The sequence below is a fragment of the Thalassotalea sediminis genome, from assembly GCF_030295915.1.
In the GTDB taxonomy this organism is placed as follows: Bacteria; Pseudomonadota; Gammaproteobacteria; order Enterobacterales; family Alteromonadaceae; genus Thalassotalea_C; species Thalassotalea_C sediminis.
Window position 1 is genome coordinate 991,123 of record NZ_AP027361.1, and the last position, 20,218, is coordinate 1,011,340.

The window sequence follows — 20,218 nt, forward strand, 5'->3', positions numbered from 1 at the left end:
GGCGCAAGTTTATCAGATGCAAGTGGTAACTTTCTAGCAAGACAAGAAAGTTTCTGAATCAAAAGCAGGTCTCATATATATACTCTGCAAAACTTAACGCGTTTAAGTCATTGTTTTGAGTCTTAAGGTTTGTTGTTCTTTCTTTGTGACCCTTTATTGTTTAGAACTATGTCCTTAAAGGACATCATGATTAACGTATATTAGGTGGTAACGCTAATACAACAAAGACTAATCTGCTGTGATGGTAATTAGCGATTATTAGTTTATTTCGGTAATTTGCTAATGGTACACTGTGTAAAGTGAATAGATAATTAGGTAGTTACATGTTTTCAAAACGAGTATTTTCGACGGTTTTTTTATGTATGCTTGTTGCCATTTCTGGTTTTGTTGGCGCGAAAGAACAGCAAGCGAATAGTAATAATAATTTATCAGAAAAGTTAAGTAAGCTTATTGGTTTAGAGGTGCAATCAATTACACCAACACCTGTTGATAATTTAATTGAAGTATTAACAGATCAAGGATTGTTTTATGCCAGTGCAGATGGACAATATTTGATTCATGGGAAGTTATATGGTCTTGGCGAAAACGTCGTCAATTACACCGAACAATCCTTATCGAAGGTGCGTGTTGAAGGGTTGGCTCGATTTAAGGATGATATGATTATTTATCCAGCAAAAGATGAAAAGCATGTCGTCACTATTTTTACTGACATTACTTGTGGATATTGTCGCCAACTGCATCAGCAAATGGATGAATATAATAAGTTAGGCATAACCATTCGTTATTTACCCTATCCTAGAGCAGGCATTACCGATCGATTTGGTAACTTATCTCAAGGCTTTAAAGATTTACGTTCAATATGGTGTCATGAAGACCCAGCAAGTGCTTTAACAAAAGCTAAAGCAGGCTCAAATGTTGCCCATCGCATTTGTGAAAAGCCGATAGCAGAAGAGTTTGAATTTGCGCGTAAAGTGGGGGTCAGTGCAACGCCTGCCATTATTTTCGACAACGGCATGATGATCCCAGGCTATCAAAAGCCTCAAGCATTAATTAAAGTATTAGATAGCTTGAAATCTGAAAGTTAAACAGTAAATAAAATTATGCCGCAACAAATGACTATTACGAGAAGAGCTGTTGTTGATGACAGCTTTTTGCCTGATTCGCTGCATCCGATTATACGGCAAATTTACGCTAGTAGAGGTATTTCTGATGCGGAAGAACTTGCCCTTAACCTTAACAAGTTAATTGATATAAATCGTTTGTTAGGTATAGAGCAAGCTTGTGAGGTACTGCATCAAGCGATTGTTGAACAGGTGCCCATTATTATTGTTGGAGATTTTGATGCTGATGGTGCAACAAGTACCGCATTAATGATGCAAGCTCTTACATGGTTGGGTAGTCAACATCATGATTTTTTGGTTCCTAATCGTTTTGAATATGGTTATGGATTAACACCTGAAATTGTAGATCTTGCACATCTACAACAGGCTAAATTACTTATTACGGTTGATAGTGGTATTAGTTGTATTAAAGGTGTCGCTCACGCGAAAGCACTTGGTATGAAGGTGATCGTTACTGATCATCATTTGCCAGGCCATTCACTGCCTGATGCTGACGCGATAGTAAACCCTAACCAACCTGGCTGTAGTTTTCCGAGTAAATCGTTAGCAGGTGTTGGTGTCGCATTTTATTTTATGTTGTTTATGCGCAAATATTTACGTGAGTTAAATTGGTTTGCCGAACGGGGTTTAGCAGAACCTAATTTTGCAAGATTATTAGATTTAGTCGCGTTAGGTACGGTAGCTGATGTTGTCTCGTTGGATAATAATAATCGTATTCTGGTTGAGCAAGGGTTGAAAAGAATTAGAGCGGGGCATACCCGACCAGGTATCCAAGCACTCATTGAGGTCGCCAATAAAAATCAACACCAATTAGTAGCAAGTGATTTTGGCTTTGCGCTTGGACCTCGTATAAATGCAGCTGGCAGGCTTGATGACATGGCATTTGGTATTAATTGTTTATTAGCACCGGATATTATATCGGCCCGATCTATGGCGGTTGAATTAGATGCGCTAAATAAATCGAGAAGGGAAATTGAACAAGGCATGCAACAAGAAGCCGAGCACATCTTGCAGCAACTAGATTTTGCTCAAGATAACGTGCCTTATGCTTTTGCGTTATTTCACCCGGAATGGCACCAAGGTGTAATAGGGATTGTAGCCGGACGTATTAAGGAAAAGTATTACCGTCCAACAATCGTGTTTGCTATGAATGATGTTGGTGATGAATTGAAAGGATCAGCGCGTTCAATTGCAGGCCTACATATCAGGGATTTACTCGAATATATTGATAGTCAGCACCCTGAACTTATTCTTAAATTTGGTGGCCATGCTATGGCTGCCGGGTTGAGTATCAAAAAAGAGCATTTTAGCAAGTTTCAAACAGTATTTCAGTTAACAGCAGAGCAATGGTTATCTGCAGAAAAACTCCAAGGCTTATTAATGACTGATGGCGAGCTGCCTGTTACGTTAATTTCACTTTCTTTTGCGGAACTTTTACGTGAAAGTGGACCGTGGGGGCAAGCATTTCCTGAGCCTGTTTTTGAAGGCATCTTTAAGATTGAACAACAACGTATTGTAGGCGATAAACATTTAAAGTTAGTGTTATCTCAAGAACAACACATGTTTGATGCAATCGCTTTCAATGTTGACGTTAAGTGTTGGCCTAATGCAATGGCAAAACAAGTAAAAATTGCTTATAAACTGGATATAAACGAGTTTCGAGGCCAGCGAAATGTTCAGTTACTTGTCGAGCAACTTGATACTATCACGCCTTAAAAAATAAACAGATAAAACCACCGCAGGCGTTTATTTGCCCCATGTTTTACGCTACAATGCGCGACTATTTTCTTCGTTATCTAGTGAAATAAAATAAATTATTAAATGGCTATGTTTGAAGTTAACCCAGTATTAAACCAAATTAAAGAAATTCGCGAACGCACTGAAATGCTTCGGGGGTACCTTTGACTACGATCAAAAATCAGAAAGATTAGTTGAGGTTGTCAGAGAATTAGAGCTTCCTGATGTATGGAATGAACCTGAAAGGGCGCAGGCACTTGGTAAAGAACGCGCAAGTTTAGAGGCTGTTGTTGAAACCATCAAAGTGTTAACAGCAGGCTGTGAAGATATTGAAGGGTTAGTGGAATTAGCCGTTGAAGAAGAAGACCAAGAAACATTTGACGATGCCGAAAAAGAAGTAGCGAGCCTAATTGAGAATCTCGAAAAGCTAGAATTTCGACGCATGTTTTCCGGAGAGCAAGACAGCGCAGATTGTTACTTAGATATTCAATCGGGATCTGGTGGTACTGAAGCACAAGATTGGGCAGAAATGCTCATGCGTATGTATTTACGCTGGGGAGAGGCACATGGCTTTAAAACAGAAGTCATAGAAGTCACGGACGGTGATGTTGCTGGTATCAAAGGCTGTACAATTAAATATTCAGGCGATTATGCCTTTGGCTGGCTGCGCACAGAAACAGGTGTGCATCGGTTGGTAAGAAAATCGCCATTTGACTCCAGTGGAAGACGCCACACTTCATTCGCATCGGCTTTTATTTATCCCGAGATAGATGACAATATTGAAATTGACATTAATCCAGCAGATTTACGCGTTGATACGTTTAGAGCCTCGGGAGCAGGTGGACAACATGTCAACAAAACTGACTCAGCAATTCGCATTACTCATATCCCTTCAGGTGCTGTAGTGGCGTGTCAAAGTGACCGTTCACAGCACAAAAACCGTGCTACTGCGATGAAGCTATTAAAAGCAAAGCTTTATGAAATGGAAATTAAAAAGCAAAATGAAAGCAAACAAGAATTAGAGGAAGGTAAGTCTGATATTGGTTGGGGAAGTCAAATACGATCATATGTATTAGATGATAGCCGTATAAAAGACTTACGGACTGGCGTTGAGAACCGAAATACACAAGCAGTTCTTGACGGCGATTTAGATAAATTTATTGAAGCAAGTTTAAAATCAGGCTTGTAGAGATAAAGAAAACGCCCAATGATTATTGGGGAAGCATAAGCAACACTTGAGAATTCAAATGACAGAGCAAATTCAAGACGAGAATAAATTGATTGCCGAGCGTCGCGGCAAATTAGCGCAGATTCGTGAAAACTGTAAGGCCAATGGCCATCCAAATAAGTTTGATCGAAAACACTATGCAGCTGATTTACAAGCTGCACACGGCGAGAAAGATAAAGAAACGCTTGAAGCTGAAACAGATGTTTACAGCATTGCTGGTCGAGTTATGGCTAAACGTGGGCCGTTCTTAGTTTTACAAGATATGACAGGACGTGTGCAGGCTTATGCGAGTAAAGATGTTCAAAAAGACATTAAAGCGCGTTGGGGCTTGTTAGATATTGGCGATATCATAGGCGTTACTGGTACATTGCATAAGTCTGGTAAAGGTGATCTTTACGTAAATATGGAACAGTACGAGTTATTAACAAAATCACTCCGCCCATTACCTGAGAAGTTTCATGGTCTACAAGATACAGAAACTAAATATCGTCAACGTTATGTTGATTTGATAATTAATGAAGAGACACGTAATACGTTTAAAGTTCGTTCAAAAGTCGTTGATGGTATACGCCGCTTTTTAGCTGAACGTGATTTTATGGAAGTTGAAACGCCGATGCTTCAAACTATTCCAGGCGGTGCAACGGCTAAACCATTTGTTACACACCACAACGCACTAGATGTTGAAATGTTTATGCGTATAGCGCCTGAGCTTTATTTAAAGCGATTAGTGGTAGGTGGTTTTGAAAAAGTTTTCGAAATCAATCGTAACTTTAGAAATGAAGGATTATCAACACGTCATAATCCAGAATTTACCATGATAGAGTTTTATCAGGCGTACGCAGATTACAATGACTTGATGGATTTAACGGAAGAAATGTTACGTACAGTCGCTGAAGAAGTGATGGGCACAGCCGTTATTCGTAATACAGTGAAAAATGCTGAAGGCGAAGTTATTGAAGAGAAGTTTTATGACTTTGGTAAACCATTTGTGCGCTTATCTATGGTTGATGCGATTTTAAAATATGCCGATGCGGGCGTTATAACTGCTGACGATGAAGCGGCTTTACGTGATCCTGAAAACAATGTTGATGCGATTAAAGCATTAGCGAAAAAAGTACACGTTAAAGAGGGCGATGCTGCTAAAGTTTGGGGACCAGGCAAATATATTTGTGAAATCTTCGAAGAAGTCGCTGAACACATGTTGGATCAACCAACATTTATTACTGAGTATCCGTGGGAAGTATCACCATTAGCTCGCCGTAACGATGAAAACCCATTTATCACCGACCGATTTGAATTCTTTGTTGGTGGCAGAGAGTTAGCAAATGGTTTTTCAGAGTTAAATGATGCTGAAGATCAGGCGGAACGTTTTCGTAAGCAAGTAGAAGAAAAAGACGCTGGCGACGACGAAGCAATGCACTTTGACGATGACTACATTCGTGCTTTAGAGCATGGGATGCCGCCAACTGCAGGTGAAGGTATTGGTATCGATCGTTTAGTGATGTTGTTCACTGATTCACCAACGATTAAAGATGTTATTTTATTCCCGCATATGCGACCAATTGCTGAATAAGACAGACAATTAAGGTATATAAAAAGGCAATCGTTTGATTGCCTTTTTTGTGCAATAAGCATGCAAAAGTCGCTAACTAGGAAGGTCTATAACTCCCCAAATAAACGCTGCTAAAAAAGCAGTCGTTAATAACAGAATGTATATTATGCCAATCAAACAATACTTGAACAGTGTAATAAAATACCCTTGTTGATATACGCGTTTTTGCATTAGGTATAAATATACCGGTATCCAAACCATGCCAATTGTAATAATAAACTGTAAACAATCAACGATAAAGCCATTGGAAGTCGGTAGCATGTCTTGTAGTAGAGAAAGTAACTCAATCATTAGCACCGTTAAAAAAATAAAACTATGGCTGTGTAAAGCAACAGTAAGATGTTCTAAATAAAGCCTTTTTGAGAACAAATACATACCTTTTAATAGCACTGCAAATAAAGGTAATAAAATAAACATCAGTTGCGGCAGTTTATCTATCGCCTGTTCAAATAGTTGTTCAAAAGATGAATTTTGTACTTTTTGTTCAATGGTGCTTGTTGCTTGTTCCAGTTTTTGATTTGCACTTGGTGTTAACCAATCAAAGGTAAAAGTACCATCAGGATTATTGCCAAACTCTACACCGTTAGCATTGTTTGGCTCGGCTTTTCCAGAGAGCACATTGTGCCATTTAGTGACGAGTGATTGATATTTTACATGCTCCTCAGAGGTTATCTCATTTGTTGTTTGCTTCTTCTCTGCTTCAACAAGCTTTTGAATTAATAGGTAAACATTACGATTATTGATTGTGTCTTTAGTTTTAATTTCTGCGAGTTTATTTTTCAAAGAGGATAATAAGGTGAGTTTTTCAGAACGTGCAATTGTGGCTTGTTGGGCGTTGTAAATAGCTTCAATTTTACTCACTTCCTTGGCTAAACTTTCAACGTCTTTCGCATGCTCTGATTTTAAATCCGTAGCAGCAAAAAATTTTAGGGTGATAAAAAAGATAATGCTGATAAATAAGTACAACCTTAGCGGTGGGATATAATGTACCCTGTGACCTGTAAAATACTGGTGTGTTAAAAAGCCAGGACGAAACAATAAAGGCAGCAGCGTTCTATTAGCGCGAGAATCAAAACTAAAAATATCGTCTAAAATATGTAAAATAACGGTCCAAAAATACTTTAAAGTGGATTCAACCTCTTGACCGCATTGAGAACAGAAAGGTCCACTTACCGGCGCATGACAGTTCTCACACTCCTTCGACTTTTGTTCTGTGGTTTGTGTTACTGGCGCGTCCTGATCGTTTTCCATGATAAATAATTGAAGGTTAAAAGTTAATATTATCAGTTCGTTGTTAGCTTCAATAGCAATTTTTTAAAGATATTTTAACTTAATTTTATCTTTTACGTGATGATTGCATGATGTTCTGTTAAATTTAATCTATAAAGTTCTATGCACACAAGAAGCCAACAGTAGGAGAATTATAATGGCGTTTGAAGTGACCTTTGAATTATCAGATTCAGATCTTGACCATTTTCGTGACGTGATGAAAAAAGCTCAGCAAGGAGCAGCATCACTTTCAGAAAAAAGTATTTTGGATAATGCACGCAAGCTAAGTGAAGATGTTAAAGACGGTGTTCCTGTTTTCGTGAGTGAACGTATTAAAAAGTTAGAAACACTTGTTGCTATGATTGAAGATAGTGAATGGCAGATCCCTGAAGAAGAAAAGAAAGACGTGCTTGCGGCGCTAGCTTATTTTAGCGACCCAGAAGATCTTGTGCCTGATCATATTCCTGCACTTGGATTTTTAGACGATGCTATTATGATCGAGCTTGTAGCAGAAGAGCTAAAAGACGACATTGAAGCCTTTGAAGAATTTTGTGCATATCGTGATCGTGAACAAGCTAGAGCAGGAGACACACCAATTACTACTGAAGATTGGTTAGATGCAAAACGTCGAGAACTTCATAGCCGTATGCGCAATCGTAGAACAACACGTCGTGGTGGCAGATCTTCATTCCGTTCTATTTTTTAATGGGGCCACTGCCGGTGAATGAGGCTGTAGTTTTTCAACCTATGCCTCATTTTTGTTAATGGGTTACGAATAACATAAGTATAAAAAAAGCAATAATGATTGTGTTGAAGGTGATTATGTAGGCAAACCCTTTGACTCCATCTTTAATGCTATAGCCTTTACTATTTAAGTACCACCACCAAATACCACACATTATGATGGGCAATAAGAATAATAATCGGATCATAAGTGCTCTAACTTAGTCTGAATTACTTGCATAATAGAATAATTTTGAATGCTTTGCATTGTAACTTTATAAAAACGCTAATTTTTTGTTATTTTTACTTCCTATTTATTCTAGAGGTAGGCATGTAATTTGTCTGCATGTTAGTTTATAGCATCGCTAATCTTTTTAGATAATTTTCCACCTATGGAAGTACTTAGCAGTAGCTTTTAGTTATGACACTATACTGGTGTATGAACGTCAGTCGTCAGAAAAATAAAGCTGAGGAGTGCCTTTCAATACCTGGTGGGCATAAAATGATCGATTTACGTTATTGCTGAAAATTATGTTAAACCATATGGCAAAAACAAAGCATAATTTTTGTGATTTATTTACCGTCTTTTCTTTTTTGAACTAAGCTAAGAATTAAACAGCCGTTCAGATCTTACAGCATGATAAATCTAAATAAACTTAAATTAAAAACGTTGTTAGCTGGTGCTATGACCGCTGCACTATTTTTAACGATCTCGATCAGTTCTTATATCAATATAAGTGGTTTTTCATCGATGTTTTATACTGTCACTGAGAAAGAACATTTACCAAATGTTGTTGAAAGAGCAAAAGCACAAATAGAGTCAGAGCTAAAAACACCCATTTCACTATCAGAAAGCTTCGCGAAAAATTACTTTGCACAACAATGGGTTGTGGCAGGGGAAAACCCAGCACAATTACCTGATATGTTAGCTTATATGTCAAGCTTTATAGATGGCTATGGTGCTTCAGCTGTATTTTGGGTATCAAAGGATAGTAAAAATTATTACACCCAAGACGGCTTGTTTAAACAAGTTTCCGAGAGTGTCTCTCGTGATGGTTGGTTTTTTAGTTTTTTAAAAAGCGGACAACCATTAGCATTAAATTTAGATCCAAATGAAACCACAGGCATATTAACTGTGTACGTTAACGTATTAGCTAAAACGCCGAGCGGTCAAGTATTAGGTGTTGCAGGTTTAGGTTACGATGTTTCAGCTATTATAAAGTTTGTTGAAGGGATTAAAGTCGGTGAATACGGTTATATGCTACTCGTTGATGGCGAGGGTAATATTGTTGCACACAGAGATAAAGCTGTATTGAATCAATCTATTAATAGTGTGCAACAATATAGCGAGATTGCCTCTTCGATTACTACTGCAAGTAAAGCTTATGTTTTACGTGATGGTGAGATAGACGGTGAACCCGTTTATATAGCAACGATAGGCCTTAATGGATTAGATTGGAAGTTAGTGACTGTATTACCGAAAAGTGAAATCAGTGGAAAAGTTAATTCGGTTACTTGGTTTTCAATAGCAGCCTCAGTGGTGCTTGCTATCGTGTTCATTTTATTATCAGTTTTTATTGCCACCAGTGTTAGTCAAAATATTAGCCAAGTCGGCGATAAATTATTGGATATGTCTGCTTCAGGTGGTGATTTAACCCACCGTTTAAATGATAAATATAATACTGAACTTGGCTATTTAGCGGGTGGATTTAACGCTATCTTAAGTAAGTTTTCTGATCTGGTAAAAGAAATTATTGCGGCGGAATCTGCAATAAATCGTGGTGTTGATAAATTAAAGCATAGTTCTGAAGAATCTGTAAAACATTCAGATGAACAACGTAGGCAAACCGAGGTTGTTGCATCTGCTATTACTGAACTAGGGCAAACCATTAGCGAAGTGTCATCAGTTGCGCATTCCACTGCTGAAGATACTAATAATGCAGTAAGTGATACTCATGAAACTAGCGATGTTATGCAAAATTTGTCAAAAACGATGGATGAATTAGCAGAGTCGATGAAGCAAAGTGAGGCATCAATTTCAGATTTAGCAACGCAAGCTGAAGCTATTTCTATGGTTGTCGATGTGATCAGCAGCATATCTGAGCAAACTAACTTATTAGCATTAAATGCGGCAATCGAAGCAGCAAGAGCCGGGGAGCAAGGGCGAGGTTTTGCTGTTGTTGCCGATGAGGTAAGAACATTAGCAAGTCGCACACAAGATTCAACCAATGAAATTCGAGCGCAAATAGAACAACTGCAACGTGCAACCTCAGCGTCGTTATCATCGATAAAAGAAGGGGCTCAAAGTAGCTTAATCCTTGCTGAAAGTGCCAAAGAAGCGTCGAGTTCACTCGATGCCATTAGAGGGCGTTTCGATAGTATTAGTGATGGTAACCATCAAGTGGCTGCAGCGACAGAACAGCAATCGACCGTTGTAGAACATGTTAGCGAGTCTGCGCAAAATATTTCATTGATGGCAAATCACATTTCAGATGCCGCAATGAGTCAGATTGAAGAAGTGAATGGCTTAAGTGAACGTGCTCGACATATGCGAGAAATAATAAATCAATTTAAAGTGTAAACTTGCAAACGAGATAGCTAAGTAATTAACTTAATTTATTGAGATTATATATTTTGCGAATATTGTATTAGATCAAAGTGATCAATTTATCAGATTGTAGAGTATAACTAGTAAATATTATTTAATTACCTATAACTACTAATTCGTTGTTGTATTAGTTACAGGACGCTGTATGAATTACCCGTGGATTGCTAAAGCTAATAAGATGTTTATATATGTACTTATTGGCCAGTTTTGTTTTGGTGGCATAATTGCTTATTTTACTAATACATGGCTATTAGGACTAGGATTAAGTGCTGTGATCATGGCACTACCTTTATTCTTAATCGCAACAAAACCTTTTGATAAACTTACTCGCCACGTCGTTGCTGCTGCGACACAACTGATGACTGCGGTACATATTCAACAGGCTCAAGGCTTGACGGAAATTCATTTCGAAATATTTTCATTGTTAGCCATGCTGATATTTTACCGAGATTGGAAGGTAATATTGACGAGCGTAATTGTTATTGCTGTCCATCATATCTTGTTTTTCATATTACAAAGTCAAAGTATGCCATTTTATATTTTTGAACAAGGTCATGTATTTTTCTATATCTTAATTATTCACGCTTTGTTCGCTTTAATAGAAGGCGCAGTGTTAATGTATATTGCAAATGATAGCTTTGATGAAGCACTAACGGGCCTTAAGATCACGCAATCTGTACATGATATTTTAGCGCAAGATGGCAAGTTTAATTTGTCAGGACCACCTGAAAAAGGAAACGCTGAATTAACGCAATATAATAGACTGATTGTTTCCTTTAAAACGTTAATAGAACACGCTAAGCGAATAAGTAGAGATACGAACAATGCTTCTACTACTGTAGCTAACGCTTCTGATAGGGTCGCTAACGCTACCGCAACAAGTGGCCAACAAGTCAATTCAATTGCTACCGCGATTGAAGAAATGACAGTTACCAATAACGATGTTGCGAAACGGGCCATTGATGTGAGTGTTAATGCAGCAGATGCGCAGCAACGTACAGAAAACATTAAACAAGTAAATCATGACTCTCATCAAAACATCGAGCAATTGAAAGGGAAGATCAACGATACGGCTGATACTATTCAAAAGCTTTCCACTAAATGCGATCAAATTTCGGACGTCATGGGGGCTATTACGGCTATTTCTGAACAAACTAATTTACTCGCGTTAAATGCGGCAATAGAGTCAGCTAGGGCAGGAGAACATGGTCGAGGTTTTGCTGTTGTTGCAGATGAAGTTAGGAATTTGGCGATTAAAACTCGTGACAATACTGAAAGTATACGAGCGGTCGTTGATTCTTTAATAAATGATGCTAATGACTCTGTATTACAAATGTCAGACTGTATTGAAAAAGTTGAGCATGCTTCATCTTCATCTCGCGAAATGTCTGGCGAAATGGATGTTGTGGCTGACGTAATACAGTCGGTTGCAGATAATATAAATTCAGTGGCTACCGCTGTTGAAGAGCAATCGATAGTTTCAAACAGTATATCGAACTCAACACAAGAGTTACATAATACTTCTCAGCAACAGCAAGTCGATATTACTGAGAATTTACAACAATTAGCTCAGTTAAAGGTTTTGGTAGAAGAATTAAACTTAGAATTAGAAAAGTTCGTTGTATGAAGAATAAACCGCAGTTGTTGCTTTTAGGAGTTACTATCATATGGTTTGTTACTGTGCTTGCGATATTAGTGTATGTTGCAAAGCGTGATTTATCGCCATTTGATCCTGATAATTCTCTTGTTATTGCTGCTTCATCACCGGCGTTCGATCGGGTATTTACTCAACGGTTACAACAAGAAATAGGCGACACTGATAATACCATTGTACATTTTAAGCGAAGTCACTGTGATTGTAATCGTGTTGCTGAGCAACATATTGACTCTGTGATAGAGTTAGCACAAAAGCAGCATTATAAAAATCGCTATGTTTCGCTAACCGCTGACTTAAGCAATAAATTACGTTTAGCTTCTGCACCAGCTGTAGCATTATTCAATAAAGAAGGTAACTTAGTTTATTTAGGACCTTACGCAGCTGGTTATAGTTGCAGTGCAGGCAATGGGATTATTGAATCCTTTATTAATCGAAACAATGAAGCGATTTTAGGAGCAACCATCGTAAGTGACGCAGATGGTTGCTATTGTTCTCATTCTTAAAAATATATTACTGTTGATTTTTAATACTGTTTTGTTGAGCAATCAATGCATTAAGTGGGTGCCTTATGCAGAATAAGAAGATGAGGCTTGGAATTACCATGAGTGCTGTTAGCACGAAGAATAATGCCCAATTACCATCAAGCCAATCGACAATAATTCCTGAAAATGAACCAACCATAACACGACCAAAGGTTCCTAAAGATGCCATTAAAGCATATTGGCTCGCGGTAAAACTTTTATTGCATAATACAGAAAGTAACGCAACAAAAGCGACGGATCCCCAGGCAGATGTAAACCCATCAACAAAGACGGTAAATGCAAACAATGCTTTGTTTGGACCAACAAACGCCATCACCGAGAATAATAAATTGCTTGCGGCCATTGCGATACCGCCGATAAACAAGCCTTTAAGAATGCCAAATCTAATGGTAAAAACACTACCCAATAATGAAAAGACAATGGTTGTCCCCCAGTTTATGAGCTTTGAGTAATACGCAATATCTTCATTTGAAAAGCCAACTTCTCGATAGAATACTACTGACATTCGTCCTAAATAGGCTTCGCCGATTTTGAACAAGAAAATAAACATTAAGATTGAAAAAGCGAGCTTAGTACCATTGCGGTTAAAAAATTCTTGAATAGGTGCAACTAACGTTGCTAATAACCATGCGATAAGCCGATGTATCGACGAAATATGCTTGGTATTTATATGTGTTTTGTCGTGCAGAGAAACACTCTGATTTAGACGGGAAAGCTGCCTAACAAACAGCGCAATAAGGCTGGCGATAGCTAAGGTAATACACCAAAACTGATATTTATCACTAATAAGTTGTGTTGGCCAGCTAGGGTAACCGATGTTGGCATATATTATCGCCACGAATATCAAAGGAATTATGAGTAAGATGAGCCAAGCTTCTCGCGTATAGTTTGGCAGTACCTGAATATAGTTTTGTTGGATCTTATTCATAACTGCTTCTCTATTCAGTCCATTCGGTTCTTTAACCACAAAGGCTGTGAACATCAAAATGAACATAATAGCGGCAAGTACCAAAAATACTTCGGACCATTGCCAAGACGGCTTGCTCGCGAGAATAAATGGGATGCTACCTAGCCCTGCGTATCCAGTCCACCAGCCCGCAGTTGCCATTGCTGAACCAGCAGCCATAACGTTATTGTCTTTTTCTTGCAATATATCAATGCGGTATGCGTCAATAGCTATGTCTTGTGTTGCTCCTGCAAGAGCGATAAAAAGCCCAAATAATGCCATTAAATGCAATTGATTTTGCGCATCAAATAAACTCATTTGTATGGCTGCTAACACGATAATTGTTTGTGTTGCAATGATCCAACTTCGTCGTTGGCCAAACTTTCTTGTAAGTATTGGTAATTTAATCCTGTCAGCTAATGGAGACCATAAAAAATTAATACTATAGGCAGCAAAAATAAGACCAAATAAGCCTATACTCCCACGGCTTAACCCTTCATCTTTTAGCCATCCAGTCATGGCTGAACCAATCATCACCCAAGGAAAGCCACTAGCAATGCCGAAGAAGAAAACTGTAAGTAAGCGTTTGTTTTTAAAATAGAGGAGTGTTTGTTTAATACTTTGCACTGATAAATTGATTAAGATAAATAAAGCTAAGGGCAGAGTAACAGGTTATAAAATAGGACAGAAGTAAAAATTGCTTTGCGGCAATATATTTTACGCCAAAGGTCGCCAACCAATACAGTCGATAGGATAACTGCCTACACCTTCGAAAAAGTCGATACAGGTTTTTATTTCACTTTGAAAGTACAAGTCATTGATCAGTGATTGACTACCGTGCAATGAAAACAAGTGTATCACATGCCAAAACACACGCTCTTTGGCGCTACCTGGCGTTTCATCGGTTACTTTGATTAGGGTCCATTCTTCCATCGTATCATTCACGAAACGGTCTAACTCAGTGTAATGTAACGTTCTCTCTATTACAGCTTTTACATATGCTGTGGTTTGTAATATTTTTTCATTGATGAACTGCTCAATGATCATGGCTTTCCCCAGTTTTATATCATGCGTTAGCTTTAGTTTCGAAGAACTAGGTCGCTTAAGTGGTGAGCAAGTCAGATTGTTATTATTCTTGGGAGGCTGCTACACGCAATACTTTAGTTATCGTTGATAATCTAAGTTCTGTCAAAATTTGTCGTGTTTTTATGGCAAAAAAGTAGAGAAGCGAGTAAAGCGTATTTACTCGCGTGCATGATAAACGTTCAACTAAGATTACATATTACTTGGTAATAACGTCGCTTTCTTTAAAATAACAGGCTCAACAGGTACATTTTCCCAGCCAAGCTCTTCATTAAAATCGGTTTTAACTTTAGCCATCTCAGCTACAACTTCTTCACCCTCGACGATAATGCCGAACACAGCGTAACCCCAGCTTCGGCCAGGATCTAAATTTGTATTGTCGCCAACGTTAAAGAAAAATTGTCGGTTTGCGGTGTGCGGTTGATTTTCACGGGCCATTGCGATCGTCCCTTCTTCATTTTTTAAACCATTACCCGATTCATTTACAATATCATCATTGGTTTTCTTTAAATTCAAGTTCGTATCATAGCCGCCACCTTGTACCACAAAGTCTTCAACAATACGGTGAAAAATCGTGTTGTTATACTCTCCCTTAACAACGTAAGTAAGAAAGTTATCAACCGTGATAGGACTTTTTACTCGATCAAGCTCTACCACAATGACCCCTTTATTCGTTTCTAACTTCACTTTTGGGTATAAATTATAGGGATCAATCGCTACGTTTTTTGCAAATAAGATTGGGCAAAATAAACATAAAAGGGCTAGCCAATATTTCATCATTTCTCCTTATTTAGCCGGGGAATTTTTAATAAATGCTTGTAACTCTGGATCTTGAACAACTTGCGCAATGATATTCCCGAGTTGTTGGTTAAAGTCACGCTCAATGACAGCTATATCAGCCTTTAGCAAACCGTTGCTAGATGCTTTGCTATTAAAGGTTTTAGTTAACGTGCTTTCTCCTACTTTGAGTTGAGCGGTAAGGGTGATTTGCGATTGACTTGAATACTTTGTTAGTGACTGATTTACTGTTACTTTAGCTTGGTTAATGACAAGGGAAAGTTGGTTTGTAGAAGTGGCCACAACTTCCAATCCATTACTTTTTAGATTATCGACATAGGCATTATAAGTTACTTTTTGTAAAGGTACGTCAGATGTCACTATTTGAGCTGCTTTATCTTCCTGAATAACTTCTACTAAATGATGAGCGGTGCGCATGTCTGACACGCGAATCAGTGCTTGTTCGCCAACATAGCCATTTTGTTGCGAAATGCGAACTTCGGGGGCGATGATCATCGAGCTAGGTGCATTATTGCATGCTACGAAGAGTGTTATCGAAGTAAACAGTACACCTAAGGGTTTTAACTGCCGGTAAAATGGAGATTTTTTCATTGTTTTTCAGCCGTAATAATGACAAATTTTTTATTGCTCGCAATTAATTTGGCGTTGCCAAAAATGCGTTTGAGCTTAATATGGTAGCCAAGTTGTCGATTACCGACAATGGTTAACTTTCCCCTTTGCTTTAGAACACGATGGCAATCATTAAACATTTGCCAAGCGATATGATCTGTTGTTGCATTTTGTTGATGAAACGGTGGGTTACAAACAATGATATCTGCACTTTCGGTAGCAATATCTGTTAAACAATCGTTGACCGTAAAATGACATTGCTTAAGTAAATCTGGTAAGTTTCGTTCGATAGTTGCTTTGGCTGAAGCGATAGCCATGTACGACTCATCACTAAAATGAATGTTTGCTTGAGGTTGGTTTGCTAACATGTGCAAACCTAATACGCCGTTACCGCAGCCTAAATCAATTACTTGCGCGTTTTTATTAACACTGGGAAGATGTTCAAGCAGGAATCGCGCACCAATATCGAGTTTATCTCTGGCAAAGACATTGGCAAAATTTGCAATTTCATAGTTAGTATTGTCTGTATGCCAGTATTTTACGGAGGGTAATGTTTTTTCGTCAGGTTCGCTATTTAATGCTGAAAACACAAGGCGAGACTTTTTAACAGCCAATGATGTCGTTGTTGTACCTAAAAAACGCTCAAAATATTTTAATGTACTGCTGTGAATATTTTTGACTTTATCTGCTGCAATAAAGTGCACTGACTCATTATAGTTACGTCTAATTAGTCTGAGTTGTTCTACTAAAAGGTTGTTACTTTTGGGCAGCTTATATAACACGAGATCGATATTATCAGGCAGTGGCGATAAGCTATTTATCAGTTCAATGTTTGTCAATGAAACCCCATTATGTTCGGCATTCTCTATTATGCCCGATTGGCTAATAAAAGAATCAGAAACACTGAAAACATCGTTCTCGGGAAAACTTAACGTAAGTGCGCCAAAGCTATCATTAACAATAAGAATTCGGCTTTTTGAGGTGACTAAAGCATTATCATTAACATAATTTATTAAGTATTCATCTGCTGAATCCCAAGCCTGTAGGCTTCGTGTTACCTGATTTTCAGGATATCGAGCTAAATAAAGGTTTCTATCGTTTACAATAAAGGGACTAAGCATGCGTTTTTTATGGTACTAATGAGCTGGAAGCGAAGGGTGCATTGTGCCAAAATTCGCTATGTGACTCTATATAAAATTGTGAGATCGTTATTAACGTACCGTTACCAGACGCTGATATTTCATTTTTCCCCCACTTCATTGATTTGGCAAAGAGTAAGGCATTGGCATTATTATTGTTTGAACAACTTGATTGGCGTCAAGATGAAATAACTATGTACGGTAGAAAAGTAACAATTCCTCGATTGCAAGCATGGTATGGTGATCAAGGCACAGATTATACGTATTCAAAGTTGACGATGAAACCGTTAATGTGGACCGACGAACTTAATTATCTAAAACAGCAATTACATCTGAAAACGGGAGTAGCTTTTAACTCTGTGTTAGCTAATTGTTATCGTAACCATCGAGACTCTGTTAGTTGGCATAGTGACAATGAACCTGAACTTGGTAATGAGCCTGTTATCGCTTCAATTTCTTTGGGTGCAGAGCGTTATTTTCACTTAAAACACAAGTATAAATCGTTATCACATAAATTGAAGCTTCCTTCTGGTAGTTTGTTGATAATGAAAGGGAAAACACAAGAAAATTGGCAGCATGCGGTATTGAAATCGCGAATTGAGTCACCGATGCGCGTGAATTTAACATTTAGAAAAATAATTAAATAAATTTTAGTTTTACTAGCAAAGGCTTAGTGTTTTAAGCGATAATTTAGCCGTCTAGATTGATGGCTAAATTATCAATGCTAACTAGACTAAAGATGTGTAAAACGAAAAATAACAAGGGAATTTTATGAGCATTGAAGTAGTAATCGAAGAAAAACTCTTGTCGGCATTTTGCCCCGTTCATTTAGATGTTATTAACGAAAGTCACCAACACAACGTTGCACCAGGAAGTGAGTCTCATTTTAAGGTGATTATCGTGTCAAAGTCTTTTGAAGGAGAGCGCTTAATTAAACGCCACCGAGCGGTAAATGCAACACTTGCAGAAGAGTTATCGGAACATATTCATGCACTTGCGTTACATACCTATACGGAGAAAGAGTGGCTTGAATATTATGCAGATAATACACCACTGTCGCCAAAATGTTTAGGTGGTGGTAAGAAAGAACAACGTATCTAACACGATTTTAAACAACGTGATAAGCCATAAGATAATGTATCTTGTGGCTTTTTTATTTTCAGTCACGTAAAACCTTGTTAAGCTTAGCGCCACAAAAATAATATCATTAAACGTTTATATGCCACTAATTGGAATCGACAAAATTGTGCAAGGAATTGATAAGTTTACCGAGTATACCGGTAAACTTATCGCTTGGTTCACGGTTATCATGGTGTTGCTTACCTTTACTATTGTGCTTTTGCGTTATGGTTTTAGTTTAGGTTGGATCGCAATGCAGGAGTCTGTGCTTTACTTTCATGGTTTCGCCTTTATGCTTGGCGCCGCTTACACCTTAAAGCATGATAAACATGTACGTGTTGATATTTTTTACCAAAAGTTTTCAAAAAGAAATCAAGCTCGGGTTAACTTTTTTGGCAGTTTGTTGTTATTAATTCCAGTCTGTATTGCGACTGCTGTTATCAGTTGGCAATATGTCGCAACTTCATGGCAGATCATGGAAAAATCAGGGGAAGCCGGTGGCTTGCCTTTAGTATTTGTATCTAAATCACTGCTTATACTTTTACCCATTACCTTAGGATTACAAGGTTTTGCAGAATTATTGCGCAGCTATATACAAATGACTGCCGATCAGGAGCAAAATTAATGGAATATTTGTCGTTAGTGATGTTCTTGGTGGTGTGTGTTGTTTTATTGTTTGGTTATCCTGTCGCACTAACCTTGGCAGGTACATCACTTATTTTTGCCGGAATAGGCGCTTCGTTTGGTGTGTTTGAATTGGCTTTTTTAAATGCCTTACCCAACCGTATTTTTGGTGTTATAAATAACCAAACGTTACTTGCTGTGCCCTTGTTTGTGTTTATGGGGGCTATGCTAGAACGCGCGAAAATAGCTGAAAACTTGCTAAATGCAATGTCTATTTTATTAGGTCAATTTAAAGGTGGGTTAGGGATATCGGTTACTTTGGTTGGTATGTTACTTGCCGCTAGTACCGGGATTGTTGGTGCTACCGTTGTAACGATGGGATTATTATCATTACCCACAATGTTGAAGCGAGGTTACAACCCCCAATTTGCAACAGGGGTGATTTGCGCAACGGGTACGCTTGGACAGATTATTCCACCCTCAATTGCATTAGTGCTGCTTGGTGATGTGTTATCAAGCGCTTATCAAAAAGCACAATTAAATATGGGAATATTTAGCCCCGAAACGGTTTCTGTCGGTGATTTGTTCGCAGGAGCCGTTATCCCAGGCTTGATGCTTGTTGCCTTATATTTAGTGTATTGCATCGCTTTTTCTATCCTCAAACCAGAACAAGTGCCCAGTTTAACCCAGGATGACATTGCAGAGATAAAACAAAATAAGTCTACTACTCAGTTGATGTTGTCTGCGCTTATCCCACCCATGTTATTAATAGTTGCAGTGCTTGGCTCTATATTATTAGGTTTTGCAACACCCACTGAAGCAGCTGGGGTCGGTGCAATGGGGGCGATATTCCTAGCACTTTGGCAGCAGCAATTTACTAAAGAAAACCTTAAAGCAGTAATGCATTCAACATTAAAAATTACGTCGATGGTATTTTTAATTTTTATTGGTGCAAGTATGTTTTCACTGGTCTTTCGAGGTTTTGGCGGCGAAGAGCTCGTACATGGATTTTTTCAGCAAATGCCAGGTGGCGTCGTCGGTGCGACCATTATTGTTATGGCAATTATCTTTTTGCTTGGCTTTATACTCGACTTTATTGAAATTACTTTTGTTGTCGTGCCAATTGTTGCGCCAATATTGTTGACGATGGGGGTGGATCCTTTATGGCTTGGCATTATGATAGCAATAAATCTACAGACGTCTTTCCTGACGCCTCCTTTTGGTTTTGCGTTATTTTATTTGCGAGGTGTGGCAATAAATAGTGTAAAAACATCTTCTATATATAAAGGTGTTATTCCCTTTATTGTTATTCAGTTGTTACTATTGTTTGTGTTGGCAATGTGGCCACAGCTAGTGACTTGGTTGCCAGACAAAATATATGGTTAAATAAAAGCTGTTTTTTT

Annotated in this window: 18 protein-coding genes; 12 read left to right on the top strand and 6 right to left on the bottom strand. The window is 38.2% G+C overall.

Annotated elements, in window-relative coordinates; translation table 11 throughout:
- Positions 1-323 precede the first annotated feature (323 nt).
- From dsbC to lysS, 4 genes are all read left to right on the top strand, one after another.
- On the top strand, positions 324-1,085 hold the full coding sequence (gene dsbC / locus QUE09_RS04465) for a bifunctional protein-disulfide isomerase/oxidoreductase DsbC (RefSeq protein ID WP_286235009.1): 762 nt from the start codon (positions 324-326) through the stop codon (positions 1,083-1,085).
- Between the two features lie 27 nt (positions 1,086-1,112).
- Complete coding sequence (gene recJ / locus QUE09_RS04470; protein WP_286235010.1) at positions 1,113-2,837, top strand: single-stranded-DNA-specific exonuclease RecJ; 1,725 nt, start codon at positions 1,113-1,115, stop codon at positions 2,835-2,837.
- A 111-nt stretch (positions 2,838-2,948) separates the two neighbouring features.
- Positions 2,949-4,047, top strand: a protein-coding gene (gene prfB, locus QUE09_RS04475; RefSeq protein ID WP_286235884.1) for a peptide chain release factor 2 whose coding sequence is annotated in 2 segments (ribosomal slippage) — positions 2,949-3,023 and positions 3,025-4,047 — 1,098 coding nt in all. Because the reading frame shifts where the segments join, the coding sequence is not laid out codon by codon here.
- Between the two features lie 58 nt (positions 4,048-4,105).
- A complete protein-coding gene (gene lysS, locus QUE09_RS04480; RefSeq protein WP_286235011.1) occupies positions 4,106-5,659 on the top strand; it encodes a lysine--tRNA ligase in 1,554 nt (517 codons plus the stop codon).
- A gap of 72 nt (positions 5,660-5,731) precedes the next feature.
- Here lysS and QUE09_RS04485 read toward each other — a convergent pair whose 3' ends face one another.
- Positions 5,732-6,949, bottom strand: a complete 1,218-nt coding sequence (locus QUE09_RS04485; protein ID WP_286235012.1) for a DUF3667 domain-containing protein — start codon at positions 6,947-6,949, stop codon at positions 5,732-5,734.
- A gap of 175 nt (positions 6,950-7,124) precedes the next feature.
- On the opposite strand from QUE09_RS04485, the gene QUE09_RS04490 reads away from it, so the two are divergent.
- From QUE09_RS04490 to QUE09_RS04505, 4 genes are all read left to right on the top strand, one after another.
- On the top strand, positions 7,125-7,673 hold the full coding sequence (locus QUE09_RS04490; RefSeq protein ID WP_286235013.1) for a YkvA family protein: 549 nt from the start codon (positions 7,125-7,127) through the stop codon (positions 7,671-7,673).
- A gap of 654 nt (positions 7,674-8,327) precedes the next feature.
- On the top strand, positions 8,328-10,271 hold the full coding sequence (locus QUE09_RS04495; protein ID WP_286235015.1) for a methyl-accepting chemotaxis protein: 1,944 nt from the start codon (positions 8,328-8,330) through the stop codon (positions 10,269-10,271).
- 172 nt (positions 10,272-10,443) lie between these two features.
- On the top strand, positions 10,444-11,925 hold the full coding sequence (locus tag QUE09_RS04500; RefSeq protein WP_286235016.1) for a methyl-accepting chemotaxis protein: 1,482 nt from the start codon (positions 10,444-10,446) through the stop codon (positions 11,923-11,925).
- Entirely contained in the window at positions 11,922-12,458 is a 537-nt protein-coding gene (locus tag QUE09_RS04505) for a DUF6436 domain-containing protein (protein WP_286235017.1), read from the top strand. The genes QUE09_RS04500 and QUE09_RS04505 overlap by 4 nt, the downstream gene beginning before the upstream one ends.
- Positions 12,459-12,465: 7 nt before the next feature.
- Here QUE09_RS04505 and QUE09_RS04510 read toward each other — a convergent pair whose 3' ends face one another.
- From QUE09_RS04510 to QUE09_RS04530, 5 genes are all read right to left on the bottom strand, one after another.
- Positions 12,466-14,070: an AmpG family muropeptide MFS transporter gene (locus QUE09_RS04510; protein WP_286235018.1), complete on the bottom strand. Its 1,605-nt coding sequence runs from the start codon at positions 14,068-14,070 to the stop codon at positions 12,466-12,468.
- 90 nt (positions 14,071-14,160) lie between these two features.
- Positions 14,161-14,490 carry a hypothetical protein gene (locus QUE09_RS04515; protein ID WP_286235019.1) on the bottom strand — a complete coding sequence of 110 codons (330 nt, stop codon included), beginning with the start codon at positions 14,488-14,490 and terminating at the stop codon, positions 14,161-14,163.
- A 228-nt stretch (positions 14,491-14,718) separates the two neighbouring features.
- Positions 14,719-15,303: a peptidylprolyl isomerase gene (locus QUE09_RS04520; RefSeq protein ID WP_286235885.1), complete on the bottom strand. Its 585-nt coding sequence runs from the start codon at positions 15,301-15,303 to the stop codon at positions 14,719-14,721.
- A 9-nt stretch (positions 15,304-15,312) separates the two neighbouring features.
- A complete protein-coding gene (locus QUE09_RS04525; RefSeq protein ID WP_286235020.1) occupies positions 15,313-15,915 on the bottom strand; it encodes a YajG family lipoprotein in 603 nt (200 codons plus the stop codon).
- A complete protein-coding gene (locus QUE09_RS04530; RefSeq protein WP_286235021.1) occupies positions 15,912-17,054 on the bottom strand; it encodes a methyltransferase in 1,143 nt (380 codons plus the stop codon). The genes QUE09_RS04525 and QUE09_RS04530 overlap by 4 nt, the downstream gene beginning before the upstream one ends.
- Before the next feature lie 89 nt (positions 17,055-17,143).
- Between QUE09_RS04530 and QUE09_RS04535 the strand changes: the two genes are divergently transcribed.
- The 4 genes from QUE09_RS04535 to QUE09_RS04550 all read left to right on the top strand — a co-directional run bounded on the left by QUE09_RS04535 (position 17,144) and on the right by QUE09_RS04550 (position 20,201).
- On the top strand, positions 17,144-17,719 hold the full coding sequence (locus QUE09_RS04535; protein WP_286235886.1) for an alpha-ketoglutarate-dependent dioxygenase AlkB family protein: 576 nt from the start codon (positions 17,144-17,146) through the stop codon (positions 17,717-17,719).
- 124 nt (positions 17,720-17,843) lie between these two features.
- Positions 17,844-18,173, top strand: a complete 330-nt coding sequence (locus tag QUE09_RS04540; RefSeq protein ID WP_286235022.1) for a BolA/IbaG family iron-sulfur metabolism protein — start codon at positions 17,844-17,846, stop codon at positions 18,171-18,173.
- 118 nt (positions 18,174-18,291) lie between these two features.
- Positions 18,292-18,816: a TRAP transporter small permease subunit gene (locus QUE09_RS04545; protein ID WP_286235023.1), complete on the top strand. Its 525-nt coding sequence runs from the start codon at positions 18,292-18,294 to the stop codon at positions 18,814-18,816.
- A complete protein-coding gene (locus QUE09_RS04550) occupies positions 18,816-20,201 on the top strand; it encodes a TRAP transporter large permease (protein ID WP_286235024.1) in 1,386 nt (461 codons plus the stop codon). The genes QUE09_RS04545 and QUE09_RS04550 overlap by 1 nt, the downstream gene beginning before the upstream one ends.
- The last annotated feature ends 17 nt before the right edge of the window (positions 20,202-20,218 follow it).